This window comes from Streptococcus mobilis (assembly GCF_059727625.1).
In genome coordinates, this window is sequence record NZ_AP041823.1 from 1,670,235 (window position 1) to 1,685,974 (window position 15,740).

Genomic DNA, 15,740 nt, shown 5'->3' on the forward strand with positions numbered 1-15,740 from the left:
AAAGGCTGGCAGACAAAGCGAAATCATGAATTTCCTTTCTCTCCAAGCCTCATTTTATTCAAGTCACTTTCTACTGGTCTATTTTAAACCAGCTTCCCTATTTTTCACACTTCTCTAATCGTTCAATAAAGGAGCTAAGAAGTGCTTGGGGTTCCCCTTCATTTGGGTAGGCATAACTAATATAGAAGACTGTTTTTTCCTCTTCAACCAGCGGAATTTTGACAAGATTTGGATATTCTGGAAAAAGAGTCAGATCGGTCATGAGGCCAATCCCTAAATTTTCTTCGATGAAACTCAAAACCAAGTTGGAATCAGTCAAGACAACAGTAGACTGTGCCAAGTCGTCAAAGCGAGCATTCAAGCGTTTAAAAGCAGTCATGTGCACATGGTGTTCATCCAACAAAATGAAGGTCTCCTCTAAGACCTCCTTAAAAGAAATTTCTTTGCGATCTGCTAGTGGATGATCTTTCGAAACAATCACAAAAAATTCTTTCTTATATAAGAGCTGACTGGTCAAATGCGCGTGCGAGATAGGCTCTAAGCTTCCCAATAGACTAAAATCTAAATCACCACGCACCAACAATCGCATCAAATCCCTGGAACCTAATTGCACCAATTGCGATTGACGAAAAATCTCAAGCTCTTCATCATGCGTACCAAATTTTTTCATGATATCACTGGTGATCAAGGGCGGTAGCCCAATGCGCAACAGATTCTTTTTACTTCGTTCAACGGCTTTTTCCGTCTTTTCGATTTCGATTAAAATCTCTCGCGCGTGATTGGCTAGGACCTTCCCCGTCTGAGTCAGGTGCAAAACACGATTAGAAGACGATTTTTCTACCAACTGGCACCCATAGTGGTCCTCTAATCGCTTGATGGCATAGGTCACAGTTGGTTGACTTACTTGAAAATAATGCGCCACGTCCGTATAAGACTTTAGCTTCGACAGTTGATAAAAATATTCCAAGTCCCGGATATTCATCTGCATCCCTCTATTTCTACAATTTCCATTTCCTTCATTCTAACACAAAAGCCTTACTTATAAAATTTTTTTATAAGGATAAGGGAAGTTGACTATAAGAAACACAGAAGACTATAATGGCTTGCGTGAGAAAAATCTTACAGATAAATTATTTATGAGGAGTATTTCGCAATGAAATCACATGAAATTTTAAACAATCCATTCCTTAATAAAGGAACTGCTTTCACAATGGAAGAACGTAAAGAACTTGGACTAATTGGTCTTCTTCCTCCATATGTTCAAAGCATCGAAGAACAAGCTGAACAAGCTTACCAACATTTCTTGCGCAAACCATCAGACCTTGAAAAACGTCTTTTCTTGATGGAAATTTTCAATACAAACCGTACTCTTTTCTACTACCTCTTTAACCAACACATCGTTGAGTTCAACCCAATCGTCTATGATCCAGTGATCGCAGACACCATTGAACAATATTCTGAACTCTTTGTAGACCCACAATATGCAGCTTACCTTGATATTAACCACCCAGAAAATATCGAAGAAACATTGAAAAATGCGGCTGGCGATCGCGATATCCGCTTGATCGTTGCAACTGATGCAGAAGGAATCCTTGGTATTGGTGACTGGGGTGTCCAAGGGGTTGACATTTCTGTAGGAAAACTCATGGTCTACACGGCTGCAGCCGGAATTGATCCAGCTTGCGTTATGCCTCTTGTCATCGATGCTGGTACCAACCGTGAAGAATTGTTGAACAATCCAATGTATCTTGGAAACCGTCATGAACGTGTTCGTGGTGAAAAGTACGATGCCTTTATCGATCAATTTGTTCAAACAGCTGGAAAACTTTTCCCTAAATTGTACCTTCACTGGGAAGACTTCGGTCGTTCAAATGCAGCTGATATCTTGAACCGTTACAAGACAGAAATTCCAACTTTCAACGATGATATTCAAGGTACTGGTATTGTTGTCTTGGGCGGTATCTTTGGAGCTATGGATATCACTGGCGAAAAATTGACAGACCAAGTTTACCTTTGCTATGGTGGTGGTTCTGCTGGTGCTGGTATCGCAGACCGTGTTCACGCTGAAATGGTTGCAGAAGGTCTTTCTCCAGAAGAAGCTTACAAACGTTTCTTCATGATCGATAAACAAGGTCTTTTGTTTGATGATATGGAAGATTTGACGCCAGCTCAAAAACCATTTGCTAAGAAACGTTCTGACTTCGAAGGTAAAGGCGATATGACCAACCTTCTTGAAGTGATCAAAACCGTAAAACCAACGATCTTGGTCGGAACTTCTACAAACCCAGGTGCCTTCACTAAAGAAGTCGTTGAAGCCATGTGTGAAAACACTGAACGCCCAGTTATCTTCCCAATTTCTAACCCAACCAAAAAATTGGAAGCAACAGCCCAACAAGTCATCGAATGGTCAGACGGTAAAGCCTTTGTCGCTACCGGTGTCCCTTCAGGAACCATCAGCTACAAAGGTGTGGACTACGAAATCGGTCAAGCCAATAACGCTTTGATCTACCCAGGTCTTGGTCTTGGTATGTTGGCATCTGAAGCCAAATTGTTGACAGATGAAATGATTGGGGCAGCTGCTCATTCATTGTCAGGTATTGTCAATCCAGGCCAACCAGGTGCGCCAGTCCTTCCACCATTCCAATATGTGGCTGATGTGTCTATCAAGGTGGCAGAAGCTGTTGCTAAGAAAGCCCAAGAACAAGGTCTTGCACAAGCCAAAGAAACAGATATGGCAAAAGCTGTACGTGATCTTAAATGGTATCCTAAATACTAATAAGGAGCTGACTGAACAACCATGAAAAAATTGAATGAAATCAAAATTTCCGGTGTCAGTCTCCCTCTATATGCATTCATCGTCATCGTTCTCGCGGTGACGATTGCTATGGGGAAACTCCCACTCAATATGCTTGGATTAACCCTCCTTTTGGTCGTCATGGGGCACCTACTCTACTTTATCGGTGAGAAACTTCCAATCATGAATTCTTACCTAGGTGGAGGATCCGTTTTCACCCTACTAGGAGCTACTCTTCTAGCGACCTTTCATGTTATTCCAGCAAACATTATCACAGCCACCAAGGGCTTCTTGGGAGATTCATTTGGCTTTCTTGATTTTTATATCGCAGCCTTGATTTGTGGAGCTATTCTAGGGATGAATCGCAATCTCTTGGTGAAAGCTTCTGCTCGTTTTATTCCTGTTTCCTTGGTCACCATGGCCATTGGTGCTCTCTCTGTTGGAATCGTTGGAACTCTTTTGGGGCAAGGATTTGGACACTCGATCCTTTATGTATCCTTCCCTCAAATGGTAGGGGGCATGGGAGCTGGAATCCTGCCTCTTTCGAAGATCTATGCTGCCAATCTCCATGGAAGCCAAGCAGCCATCTTCTCTCAATTGGCACCGGCTACCACACTGGGTAATATCCTTGCCATTATCGGAGCGGTGATGATTGTTAAGGTCTTTGCAGACAGCCCCTACAATGGTCACGGCGTCTTGATTCCTGTCAATAAAGATGAATTGAAGAAAGAAAAGCTCATACTTGATCCAACCCAAATCGGGGTTGGTATGATGTTTGCCTTTAGTATTTTTCTTCTTGGGGTCATCTGCAATGCCTTTGTTCCAAAAATTCACAGCTATGCCTTCATGATTATCATTGTGTTTATCCTAAAAGCATTCAATGCTGTTCCAAAACCTTTGGAAAACTGTGTGGTCATGTTTAACCAAGTCATTATGACCAATCTCACCCATGCAGTCCTAGCTGGGATCGGTCTTTCCTTGATTGACCTTACAACTCTTGCGAAAGCGATGACTTGGCAGTTCATTCTCCTTAGCTTGACTTCTGTAGTAGCTATGGGGCTTGCATCTGCCTTGATCGGAAAATTGGTTGGATTGTATCCTGTTGAGACTGCTATCGGATCTGGTATGATCAATAACTCTATGGGAGGAACCGGAAATATCGCCGTGCTCTCTGCATCTGATCGTATGGAAATGATCGCCTTCGCCCAAATGGCCAACCGACTGAGCGGGGCTATCATCCTCATTCTCGGAGGACTCCTCGCTTCCGTCCTATCCTAAAACAAAAAGACAAGTCCTGCGACTTGTCTTTTTGTTCTTTAGGAGATTTTTATATACCTATTTTTGATATGTTTTTACAACTAAACCGACCCCTTCATCTGCTTTGAAGGTATAGACAGGATTCTCAGTCGTTTCATAAAAGGTCATTGATAGAGTTTTACCATCCACGAATACTTCAATTGAGTTGGTATCTCGAAGAATCGAGAAATGATGATCCTTTTCACCATCCAACTGAATCCATCTTGATTGAATTTCTGGGCTTTCTTTTCCAGAAATGAGGTGTCCAAATTGATCTCGACTCAAGCTAAAGCGTTTATTGGAGGCATCGTAAATCAATTGCAAGGTACTATCAGCATCAGATTCATTCCCATAGCTTAGGATAAAGGAGCGACCTGATTTAGCACCTATCTCAAACAAGGTTTGTTTCCCTCTAGCTGGGATCGTGATTTGATTGCCCTTTGCAATGGTTTCTGGCGCATTCTCTACAAGGAAGTGATCTTTCACAGACTCAGGTAATTCCTGAACCAATCTTCCGTCTCTCAAACATAATTTTCTAGGAACCGTCATGCTTCCTGCCCAACCATGACCTAAGTCATGACTAGGGATGGAACGTTGCCACATTTGCATCCAAGCAACCATGTATCGTTCGCCATTTGGTCCTTGACAAGTTTGAGGAGCATAGAAGTCCAAGCCACCATCAATTTCATCATATGAATCGACAACAAACTGACCCGTTTCCCAATTCATGTCACCGATAAAGGCAACAGTCGAATTTAAATTCCAGTATTTTTCTTGCTGTCTTTCCATTTCAATGGGAGACAGAATCAAGACCCATTTACCATCTAAGAGGAAGAAATCCGGACATTCCCACATGATACCTTGCCCTTTTTCACCTTCCAGTAAGACTGATTTAAAGCTCCAGTCCTCTAGATTACTTGACGCAAACAAGAGAATTTGCCCTCGATCATCTACTGTTTTGGAAGCAACTACAGTATAATAGCTTCCTTGGTATTCAAAGACTTTGGGATCACGAAAATCAGCAATATCTGCGATACCATCAATATGCTGCACATGAATCACTGGATTAGTGGGGATTTTTTCAAAGGTAATGCCATCCGTCGACACCGCAAGACACTGAGTTTCTTCGCGCTTTTCCTCATCGTCTACATGACCTGTATACAGCAAGTAGAGCTTGTCGTCTTTCACGATAGCACTACCCGAGAAGCAGCCATCCTTATCATAGCTTTCACTTGGCGCTAATGCTACTGGCAGTTCTTCCCAATGGAGAAGATCTTTTGATTTGGCATGCCCCCAATGCATGGCCCCCCAAACACTATCATAGGGATAGAATTGGTAAAACAAATGGTATTCTCCACGGAAATAAACAAAACCATTAGGATCGTTCATCCAGCCAATTGGAGGTAGCAAATGAAATGCCCCTCTATATTGCTGATCAACCTTCTCCCTGTTTTCATCGATATACTGATTTGCTTTCCGAATGCTTTCCTTCATACTTTTCACCTATTTCCTATTTTCAGTGCTGGTTGCCTGATTTTTGTCACTCCACTTCTTCATCCATTTGGGAATTTCTTTGCTGATGGTTGTCGGTAAAACCACATAAGCCTCCTTGCTCAAGTCTTCAGCAATAGCTGAATGAAGGTAGGTCGCGACTGCCACGCGCTCATAGAGTCCAACCTGTGGAAATTGACCTGCAAACCCCGCGATCATCCCTGCCAAGGTATCTCCCATGCCACCTGTTGCTTGGTAAGGACCACCAACATCTAGCTGATAGCCCTCTTCCTTCCCACTTGTCCAAATTCGTGTGTGAGGCCCCTTTTCTACTATGACAGTCCCTTCAGGAAAGTTCTGTACTGCTCTTTGGCTCTTTTCTTCTGTCTGGCTTGCTAGATCAAGTCCCGATAGTTTTTCCCATTCTTTTTGATGAGGGGTAAAGACTAACTGAGCTTCTGGCAAGTCAAACTGAGAGGTCGCAAAAAGACTAATAGCACCTCCATCTAAAATCAGAACCTGATGCCTAGAGACCTGCTCAAAAATCGTTTGTAAGACTCCTTGGTTTTCATTAGATTCCTTTAAGCCCGGCCCTACTAAAATCACGCTAGCTTTTTGCACTTGCTCACAAAGGAGTTCATGATCCGCTAGATCAAAGCCCATGGCTTCAGGAAGATGGCTATGAAGGGCCGTCAGATTGTCAGGATCTGTTGCAACAGTGACCAAGCCCGCTCCACTATGAACCGCAGCGATCGCTGCCATAATGATGGCTCCCCCATAGGGATAGGTTCCTCCAATCAGGAGCAGACGACCAAAATCTCCTTTATATGACGTCATTGGGCGCTTCACAATGACGCGCTGGATCTCTTCTTTCTGAACTCTTTTCATATCTTCCTCATTTCTTGCGAAAAAGGAGAAGCCACGACTCCCCCTCCTTCTTTTATTTTCCTCTAAATTCTGCGAAGACTTGCAAGATCTTAGCAGCAACAGCTTGTGGATGATTTTGCTTGGCCACTAATTGATCATCAGCGTAAGGCCGAAGGGATGGAAAATCGCCAATTTGAACGGCATAAATAGCTTTTTCAAAGAGTTCAATATCGTTTTGATCATTACCAAAAGCCACGAAATTTTCTCCGCAGAGTTCTTCTACTGTTATCGCTTTATGCGTGTCTGCTGGATTGAGATAGATGCATTTTTCATGCGCATGATAGCGGATATGGGCCTTATCTGTCTTTTCGATCCGCTCGATAATCTCATCCACGAGCTCCTCATGGCCACCCATATAGATCACGACCTTAATCGGATCTGTCAGCTCCTCTAATGAACGATATTGGGCTTTCTTGAGGGGATCTACATTAGCAACAAAAGGAATCTTTTCCAAAATCTGTCCGCTATAATCAAAGGTATCATCCACAAAAAATGGTAGATTGTAATGGCGGCAAAAGCCAAGGACTTCCCGATACACATCCTTGTCCAATTGTTCCTCATATACCAATTGCCCCTGACGATAGGCCAATCCACCATTTAAACCAATCACGAGTTGCTGACTCAATGGATCCCCTAAAAGACCCAAGCAGTCCCGGTAAGAACGTGCAGAAGCAAAGGCAACTTCATGGCCAAATTCTTCTGCTCTCAATAAGACCTGTTTGATTTCATCATCGATTGTGACACCATCGAATGACAGGGTTCCATCTAAATCAAATACAAACTTCATCTTGTTCACACTTTCATTTTTTTAAGGCACGAACAGCTGCTTCGTAGGTCTGCTCCATCAGCATGGTGACGGTCATAGGACCAACCCCTCCTGGTACCGGGGTAATATGACTGGCCAAAGGTGCAACAGAGTCAAAATCGACATCCCCACACAATTTGCCATTCTCATCGCGATTCATTCCGACGTCAATAACGACGGCGCCTTCTTTCACGAAGTCTGCTGTTACAAATTTCGCACGACCGATCGCAACAACCAAGATATCTGCTCTTCTAGCAATTTTAGGCAGATGATGGGTCCGGGAATGGGTCAAGGTTACTGTCGCATTTTTAGCAAGGAGCAACTGCGCCATTGGTTTTCCAACAATATTGGAACGACCAATTACGACTGCTCGCTTCCCTTCTAGATCAATCCCGTACTCTTTGAACATCTCCATGATCCCAGCGGGAGTTGAAGGCACCATGAGGGGATTTCCAGCCCACAAACGTCCCATATTCAATGGATGAAAGCCATCCACATCTTTTGTCGGATCAATGGCTAAAAGGACTGCATCCGCATCGATATGCTTAGGCAGTGGCAACTGCACTAAAATCCCATGCCAAAGGGGATCTTGATTGTAGTGTTCGATCACTTCTAATAATTCAGCTTGGCTGATGCTTTCAGGAAGTCGTCTCACTTCACTCCGAAAGCCTGCCGCAATAGCAGAACGCTCTTTATTTCTTACATAGATTTTGCTAGCTGGATTATCTCCTACCACGATGACAACGAGGCCAGGCACAACTCCTGTCTCTTCTTTTAATCGTGCTGTTTTCTTCGCAATCTCACCCTGTAATTTTGTAGCGAGCGCCTTCCCATCAATGATTGTCGTCATGTCAATTCTCTTTCTAGTCAAGTAATGAAAATAGTCCTCTCTATTATAGCAGATTTCAACTCTCAAACCTAACTGTTCCTAATTAGAATTTCTTATAGACGAAAACTATAGCCAGATGGACAAAAAATGAGCTTGAGACCACCCCAAACTCATCCACACAGCTGCTTAGTAAAGCAATTCATAAATTTCCATTGCAATTAAATCAATGCTATCAAATGTATAGGTTTCACGCGCTTCAACATCACGAAGTGTAAAGGTTGAACCTTCTTCTTCATTGTGGTTGTAGGCTACTTCAGCGACAACAACACCGTCACGTTCAAAATTACGTTTCAAGTTTCCACCGTCTTTTGTCATCGTCTCCAAACGGTTAATAATCCGTACTAAATGTGATTCCATTTTATTTCTCCTCTTTACTTTCTACTCTCCTATTTTATCATAAAAGAGAAAGCTCTTCCAATAAAAATTCACATTTTTCCATTGATTTACTCTCTTCTTCACTCCTTAGCGACATTCCGTAGCAAATTCTTGCAAACTTCTAGAATACTGATATAATGAAACTATAAATCTTTGACTATTTTTGACCTTTTGAAAATAGGCTCGTCTCTTGATGGAAAACCATCAAAAACCTACTGTGAGGTATGTATATGCTTTGTCAAAATTGTAAAATAAATGAATCAACCATCCATTTATATACAAATGTAAATGGACGTCAGCAGCAAGTAGACCTCTGTCAAAATTGCTATAAAATTATGAAAACAGACCCAAATAACAGCTTCTTGAAGGGCATGACCCAACGGAGCCAACTCACTGGAGATCCTTTTGAAGATTTCTTCAATAACCTTGGAAACTTCCAAAGTCCGCAAGAACCTCAAACCCCTCCAACTCAATCCGGAGGCAGTTATGGAGGTGGCGGCTACGGCCAAAACAATAACCGTGGTGGTGGTCAAGACCCTCGTCAAGCACGCCCTCAAAAGCCAAAAGGGCTGTTAGAAGAGTTCGGCATCAATGTCACAGAAATTGCCCGCAAAGGGGATATTGACCCTGTCATTGGCCGTGACGAAGAGATTATCCGTGTCATCGAAATTCTCAACCGTCGAACCAAGAACAATCCGGTTCTGATCGGAGAACCTGGTGTCGGAAAGACTGCCGTTGTGGAAGGCCTGGCTCAAAAAATCGTTGATGGCGACGTTCCACATAAATTGCAAGGAAAAGAAGTCATCCGCCTAGACGTCGTGAGCCTCGTTCAGGGCACAGGCATCCGTGGTCAATTCGAAGAACGCATGCAAAAATTAATGGATGAAATTCGTCAACGCGAAGATGTTATTCTGTTCATCGACGAAATCCATGAAATTGTTGGCGCAGGATCAGCTGGTGAGGGCAATATGGACGCTGGAAATATCCTCAAACCAGCCTTAGCGCGAGGAGAACTCCAATTAGTCGGGGCTACTACCCTCAATGAATACCGTATCATTGAAAAAGATGCGGCCTTGGAACGTCGGATGCAGCCCGTTAAGGTCGATGAACCAACGGTTGAAGAAACCATCACCATCCTCAAGGGCATCCAGAAAAAATACGAAGACTACCACCACGTCCACTATACAGACGGGGCCATCGAAGCGGCAGCTATTCTGTCAAACCGCTACATCCAAGATCGCTTCCTGCCAGACAAGGCCATTGATTTGTTGGATGAAGCGGGGTCTAAGATGAACCTGACCCTAAACTTTGTGGATCCAAAAGTGATCGACCAGCGCTTGATTGAAGCGGAAAACCTCAAAGCTCAAGCAACCCGCGAAGAAGACTTTGAAAAAGCAGCCTACTTCCGTGACCAAATCGCGAAATACAAGGAAATGCAAGGTCAACATGTCACTGATCAGGAGACCCCTGTCATCAGTGAAAAAACTATTGAACACATCGTTGAACAAAAGACCAATATTCCTGTTGGTGATTTGAAAGAAAAAGAACAATCTCAATTGATCAATCTGGCTTCTGATTTGAAAACCCATGTGATCGGTCAAGATGATGCAGTGGATAAAATTGCGAAAGCCATTCGACGCAATCGTGTTGGCCTAGGATCACCTAACCGTCCGATCGGAAGCTTCCTCTTTGTCGGACCTACCGGTGTCGGAAAGACCGAATTGTCTAAACAATTGGCGATCGAGCTCTTTGGCTCTGCAGACAATATGATCCGCTTTGATATGAGCGAATACATGGAAAAACATAGCGTAGCGAAACTAGTCGGAGCTCCTCCGGGCTATGTTGGCTACGATGAAGCTGGACAACTAACGGAAAAGGTTCGTCGCAATCCATACTCCCTCGTGTTGTTGGATGAAGTGGAAAAAGCCCATCCAGATGTCATGCACATGTTCTTGCAAGTTTTAGATGATGGCCGTTTGACAGATGGTCAAGGCCGTACCGTCAGCTTTAAAGATACCATTATCATCATGACCTCTAATGCTGGAACCGGCAAAGCTGAGGCCAATGTTGGTTTTGGAGCTGCTCGCGAAGGTCGAACCAACTCTGTACTGGGAGAACTCGGGAATTTCTTTAGCCCTGAATTCATGAACCGTTTTGATGGCATCATTGAATTCCAACCTCTATCAAAAGAAAACCTTCTCCAAATCGTTACCCTTATGCTCGATGAAGTCAATCAACGTCTCGCACAGAATGAGATTCATCTGGATGTAACAGAGAAGGTCAAAGAAAAATTGGTCGATCTGGGTTACGATCCAAAAATGGGGGCCCGCCCACTCCGTCGTACCATCCAAGACCATATCGAAGATGCCATTACCGATTATTACCTGGAACATCCAAGTGAGAAACAACTCAAAGCCGTCATGACCAGCAATGGGAATATTAGCATCAAAGCTGTTCACAAGACGGCCGAAAAGAATTCAGAATCATAATCAGTAAATGTACATTCAGAGAGTGGGACAGAAGTCCTAGCCTCTCAATTATTTTTGGATTGTCGAGCAAGACGCAGTGGTTGAGTGGGCTCTACTACGCTGATTTCATCAGCTTTTACAGCCCTACTCAACTGTGCGGAGGTGGGACGACGAAATCGAATTCTAACGAATTACCGATTTCTGTCCCACTCTCTTTCTTTTTTCCCTCCAGATTTTTGCTAAAAAATATGATATAATGATGAAAAAGTAAGAAAAGAGAAAACCATGACCATTCCAAGTTTTGGTGAAAAGAAACAAGATGTTGCGTATGTGAACCGCTATGGTGTCTACGCTGTTATTCCCAATAAGGACCAGGATCAGATCATCCTCGTTCAAGCTCCAAATGGAGCTTGGTTCTTACCTGGCGGGGAAATCGAGGCGGGTGAAGATCACCTGCAAGCTCTGAAACGGGAACTGATCGAAGAATTAGGCTTTACTGCTATTTTAGGGCGATACTATGGCCAAGCAGACGAGTATTTTTATTCTAGCCACCGGGATACCTACTACTACAATCCTGCCTATATTTATGAAGTCGTCGACTACACAGAAACTCAAAAACCACTGGAAGATTTTAACAATCTTGCTTGGTTCCCAGTAGAGGCAGCGATCGAAAAACTCAAACGAGGCAGTCATAAATGGGGCATTGAACAGTGGAAAATTGCCCATAAAAACTAAAGGACTTCTTTCACAAAATAAAAAAAAGTGCTATAATAAATGAAGATAGAGGTCAGGAGGAACTCATATGAAGCTCATTAATACCACCAATAGTCATGCTGCACTGGTCAAGAGCCAACTTGCCAGCACTGACGCCTTGCTTGTCGAGGTTTATTCCGCGGGCAATACTGATGTTGTTTTTACACAAGCCCCAACCCACTATGAATTATTGATCAGTAACAAACACCGTGCTATTCGTGAAACTGAAGTAGAATTAATTCGTGAGTTCTTTTTAAAACGTAAGATTGATCTTCAAAACATTGACCAATCCGCTATTAAAACCCTCTACTCCGATAAACTAATTGAAATTTCCTTTCCAATTACTAAGTAAGGCCAATTTGCCTTGCTTTTTTCTTTGGTATCTTTTTCCAAAAAAATCCTTTCACCTCAATCATGAGATGAAAGGATTCTTTATTTCTGATAGATCATTTTTACGTGAGGGGTAGAAGCCAAGATAAAGGGTTCGCTCACCGTTTGAAAACCTAACTTTTCATACAAGCCGACCACCTGCTCTTGAGCCTCAATTTCAATGGTCCGTCCAGGAAATCTCTGTTCACACAGGTTCAAAATTTGCTCTACCATAGCCTTTCCTAGTCCTTGACCACGACTGCCTTTGGCAACAGCCACTCGGCCAAAATGAATCGTCAGCCCCGTTTCGAATATGCGAGCATAGGCATCCACACGTCCTTCCCTATTTTGATGAAAAAGGTGGATAGATCGATAATCAACATCATCGAGATCATTGTAGATCCTAGTTTGTTCCACGACAAAGGTCTCTAATCGCAGCTGAACGATCTCGTAAAACTCTTTCAGTTCTAGTTCCTTAAATTCTTTCTGGTACCACATAACTTCCTCTTTATTGAAAAGTCGCAAGGAGACCCTCTCCCTGCGATTTTTCACGTCTTATTATTTTGCTTCAAATCCTTCTGCGACTGCGTCTGCAAAGTTCTCTTCGACGATGCTTGCACAGTGATCACAGATGGTTGCGTGGTAGTGGCGTTCAGCCGTTGTTGGATCGATGCGACGGCAACGATCACAAACTTCACCAGCTGCACGTTCAACCGTAAAGGCGACATCTTCAAAGGTCACTGCACCTTCTGGAGCTGGTCCTTCTGCGATGGTCAACTCGGAAACAATCAAGAGTTGAGCAACATTGCTATCAACAGCTCCAAGAAGTGTTTTCACAACTTCATTTGGATAAACCGTCAAATGAGCTTCAAGTGATTTACCAATCACTTTTTCATTCCGCGCTTCTTCCAAGGCTTTTTGAGCTTGACCACGGAAGTTCATGAAGGCTGACCAAGTATCCAAGATTTCTTCTTGGTTGGCAAACGTTTCTGCTTCTGGCAATTCTGACAATTGAACGAAGTCTTCTGCTTCAAACTCAAGATAGGACCAGATTTCTTCAGCAGTGTGAGGAAGAATTGGCGTCAAGAGTTTCGTGATTTTCACAAGGATATCATAGAAAACTGTTTGCATTTGACGGCGTTCGAGGGATTTCGCTCCTTCGATGTAAACAACATCCTTGGCAAAATCCAGGTAGAAGGCAGACAAATCAACGTTAATAAAGTTAACAAGTGCCTTGTAGATCGTCAAGAACTCAAAGTTTTCATAAGCGTCACGGATGGTCTTGACAAGCTGGTTAAAGCGAATGGTCATGTACTTGTCCACTGAACGAAGCTCGTCATAAGCAACTGCATCCTCAGCTGGGTTAAAGTCAGATGTATTGGCAATCAAGAAACGAAGCGTGTTACGGATCTTACGGTAAGTCTCAGACACTTGGCTCAAGATATCCATTGAGATACGCACGTCATTACTTGAGTCTACACTGGTTACCCAGAGACGCAAGATTTCAGCACCAAATTGCTTTTCAACATCACTTGGAGCGATGGTATTTCCAAGAGATTTAGACATCTTCTCACCTTTACCATCCAAGGCGAAACCTTGAGACAAGATTTGTTTATAAGGCGCTACACCATGGTTCGCCACAGAAGTGATAAGAGATGAGTTGAACCAACCACGGTATTGGTCTGAACCTTCCAGGTAAAGATCAGCTGGATATTTGAGTTCTGGACGGTTAACTACAACCCCATTCCATGATGAACCTGAGTCAAACCAGACGTCCATGATATCTGTTTCTTTTGTAAATTCGCCATTTGGTGAACCAGGATGCGTAAATCCTTCTGGCAAGAGGTCTTTCGCTTCACGTTGCCACCAGATGATGGAACCATGTTCTTCAAAGAGTTGCGCTACATGTTCGATGGTTTCAGCTGTCATGATTGGTGTTCCGTCTTCTGCATAGAAGATTGGAAGGGGCACACCCCAGGCACGCTGACGAGAGATGACCCAGTCACCACGGTCACGAATCATGTTATAAAGACGCACTTTCCCCCATTCTGAGTGGAATTTCACTTTTTCAATTTCGTCCAAGATATCTTGACGGAATTTTGATACAGAAGCGAACCACTGTGGCACGGCACGCCAGATGATTGGTTTTTTCGTACGCCAGTCAAATGGGTAAGAGTGAGAGATTTCTTCTTGAGCAAGGAGCAAATCTCCAAGTTTTTCGATAACCGTTGGAACAACCTTGTCATAGAACTGACCTGCAAAGTCAGGACCAGCATTCTCCATCATGATTCCGCGTTCATTAACAGTAACAGCAACTTCGAGGCCATTGGCAATCCCTACATTGTAGTCATCCTCACCAAAACCAGGAGCAGTATGGACGATACCAGTACCTGAATCAAGGGTTACATGCTCACCAAGGATCACCAATTCATCCACTTCCGGATCCCATGGATGTTCTGTCACGATATGGTTCAATTCTTTCCCTTGGTAAGTCGCAAGGACTTCAGCATTTTCCCAACCGAATTTTTCAGAAAGACTTGGTAAGAGTTCAGAGGCTACGACGTACTTGCGGTCAGATCCAGCAGGTTTTACTACGACATAATCAAACTCTGCACCCACCGTCAATCCACGAGAAGCTGTAACCGTAAATGGAGTTGTTGTCCAGACAACGATGTAAGTGTCTGTATCTAGGACACCCTTACCATCTTTAACTTTGTTCGCATAGTAAAGGGAAGTTGAAACCAAATCATGGTATTCAATTTCTGCTTCAGCAAGGGCTGATTCAGAAGACCAAGACCAGTAAACTGGCTTAGCTCCACGGTAGATATAGCCTTTATTGGCCATTTCACCAAAGACGCGGATTTGTGCTGCTTCATAGTCAGGCGTCAAGGTTACATAAGGATGGTCCCAATCACCTGAAACACCTAAGCGTTTAAAGTCTTCGCGTTGTTTATCTACTTGAGAAAGCGCATATTCACGACAGAGTTTCAGGTACTCAACTAAGTCCATTTCTTTACGTTTCACACCTTGTTTAGCCAAGACTTGCTCAATTGGCAAACCATGGGTATCCCAACCTGGAATATAAGGGGCGTAAAATCCTGACATAGATTTGGAACGAACAATGATATCTTTTGAGATCTTGTTCATGGCATGTCCCACGTGAATATTTCCGTTGGCATACGGAGGGCCATCATGAAGGGTAAAATGCGGTTTCCCTTCATTCAACTCTTGACGGCGTTGATACAATTTTGCATCTTCCCATTCTTTTTGCCAAACAGGTTCTTTCGTTGGAAGCCCAGCCCGCATTGGAAAAGCTGTTTTTCCAAGATTCAATGTTTCTTTGAGTTTCATTATGTCTCCTTATTGATTTAAAAGCTATAAAAAAACACGAGCATCCTAAAAAGGACGATTGCTCGTGGTACCACCTTTGTTCGAGAAGTCGCAAGCGACCTTCTCCTCTCATCCCGTAACGAGGGAAACGTCCGTTCTTACTCAAGGGTTCAGAACGAATACTGTAAAAGGATCATCCATTAAGAGGGAGTGCAGACCTTCCACCATCATCTGCTCGCTAGA

The 15,740-nt window shown here is 43.3% G+C and carries 13 protein-coding genes; 5 read left to right on the forward strand and 8 right to left on the reverse strand.

Features of this window, described 5'->3' with window-relative positions:
• Window positions 1-97: 97 nt before the first annotated feature.
• Window positions 98-982: a LysR family transcriptional regulator gene (locus AC6IZR_RS07935; protein WP_497848408.1), complete on the reverse strand. Its 885-nt coding sequence runs from the start codon at window positions 980-982 to the stop codon at window positions 98-100.
• Window positions 983-1,153: 171 nt separating this feature from the next.
• On the opposite strand from AC6IZR_RS07935, the gene AC6IZR_RS07940 reads away from it, so the two are divergent.
• A complete protein-coding gene (locus tag AC6IZR_RS07940; protein WP_195311577.1) occupies window positions 1,154-2,776 on the forward strand; it encodes a malolactic enzyme in 1,623 nt (540 codons plus the stop codon).
• A gap of 21 nt (window positions 2,777-2,797) precedes the next feature.
• Window positions 2,798-4,072 (forward strand): 2-hydroxycarboxylate transporter family protein, encoded by a 1,275-nt coding sequence (locus AC6IZR_RS07945; RefSeq protein ID WP_373106252.1) that lies wholly within the window; start codon window positions 2,798-2,800, stop codon window positions 4,070-4,072.
• 57 nt (window positions 4,073-4,129) lie between these two features.
• Here AC6IZR_RS07945 and AC6IZR_RS07950 read toward each other — a convergent pair whose 3' ends face one another.
• The 5 genes from AC6IZR_RS07950 to AC6IZR_RS07970 all read right to left on the reverse strand — a co-directional run bounded on the left by AC6IZR_RS07950 (window position 4,130) and on the right by AC6IZR_RS07970 (window position 8,559).
• Window positions 4,130-5,584, reverse strand: coding sequence for a glycoside hydrolase family 32 protein (locus tag AC6IZR_RS07950; protein ID WP_497848409.1), 1,455 nt, complete (start codon window positions 5,582-5,584; stop codon window positions 4,130-4,132).
• Between the two features lie 9 nt (window positions 5,585-5,593).
• Complete coding sequence (locus AC6IZR_RS07955; protein ID WP_497848410.1) at window positions 5,594-6,469, reverse strand: NAD(P)H-hydrate dehydratase; 876 nt, start codon at window positions 6,467-6,469, stop codon at window positions 5,594-5,596.
• 52 nt (window positions 6,470-6,521) lie between these two features.
• Entirely contained in the window at window positions 6,522-7,295 is a 774-nt protein-coding gene (locus AC6IZR_RS07960) for an HAD-IIB family hydrolase (RefSeq protein WP_497848411.1), read from the reverse strand.
• Between the two features lie 13 nt (window positions 7,296-7,308).
• A complete protein-coding gene (locus tag AC6IZR_RS07965; RefSeq protein ID WP_070586413.1) occupies window positions 7,309-8,163 on the reverse strand; it encodes a bifunctional methylenetetrahydrofolate dehydrogenase/methenyltetrahydrofolate cyclohydrolase in 855 nt (284 codons plus the stop codon).
• A 165-nt stretch (window positions 8,164-8,328) separates the two neighbouring features.
• Window positions 8,329-8,559 carry a DUF1797 family protein gene (locus tag AC6IZR_RS07970; protein ID WP_003005989.1) on the reverse strand — a complete coding sequence of 77 codons (231 nt, stop codon included), beginning with the start codon at window positions 8,557-8,559 and terminating at the stop codon, window positions 8,329-8,331.
• Between the two features lie 248 nt (window positions 8,560-8,807).
• Between AC6IZR_RS07970 and AC6IZR_RS07975 the strand changes: the two genes are divergently transcribed.
• From AC6IZR_RS07975 to AC6IZR_RS07985, 3 genes are all read left to right on the forward strand, one after another.
• Window positions 8,808-11,066 (forward strand): ATP-dependent Clp protease ATP-binding subunit, encoded by a 2,259-nt coding sequence (locus AC6IZR_RS07975; protein WP_070586412.1) that lies wholly within the window; start codon window positions 8,808-8,810, stop codon window positions 11,064-11,066.
• Window positions 11,067-11,330: 264 nt separating this feature from the next.
• On the forward strand, window positions 11,331-11,780 hold the full coding sequence (locus tag AC6IZR_RS07980) for an NUDIX hydrolase (protein WP_497848412.1): 450 nt from the start codon (window positions 11,331-11,333) through the stop codon (window positions 11,778-11,780).
• A gap of 67 nt (window positions 11,781-11,847) precedes the next feature.
• On the forward strand, window positions 11,848-12,150 hold the full coding sequence (locus AC6IZR_RS07985) for a DUF1827 family protein (protein WP_021152773.1): 303 nt from the start codon (window positions 11,848-11,850) through the stop codon (window positions 12,148-12,150).
• 80 nt (window positions 12,151-12,230) lie between these two features.
• On the opposite strand, the gene AC6IZR_RS07990 is transcribed toward AC6IZR_RS07985, so the two are convergent.
• Together AC6IZR_RS07990 and ileS are read right to left on the reverse strand one after the other, a co-directional pair.
• Window positions 12,231-12,665: a GNAT family N-acetyltransferase gene (locus AC6IZR_RS07990; protein ID WP_070586410.1), complete on the reverse strand. Its 435-nt coding sequence runs from the start codon at window positions 12,663-12,665 to the stop codon at window positions 12,231-12,233.
• A gap of 60 nt (window positions 12,666-12,725) precedes the next feature.
• Window positions 12,726-15,518 (reverse strand): isoleucine--tRNA ligase, encoded by a 2,793-nt coding sequence (gene ileS / locus AC6IZR_RS07995; protein WP_070586409.1) that lies wholly within the window; start codon window positions 15,516-15,518, stop codon window positions 12,726-12,728.
• Between the last annotated feature and the right edge of the window lie 222 nt (window positions 15,519-15,740).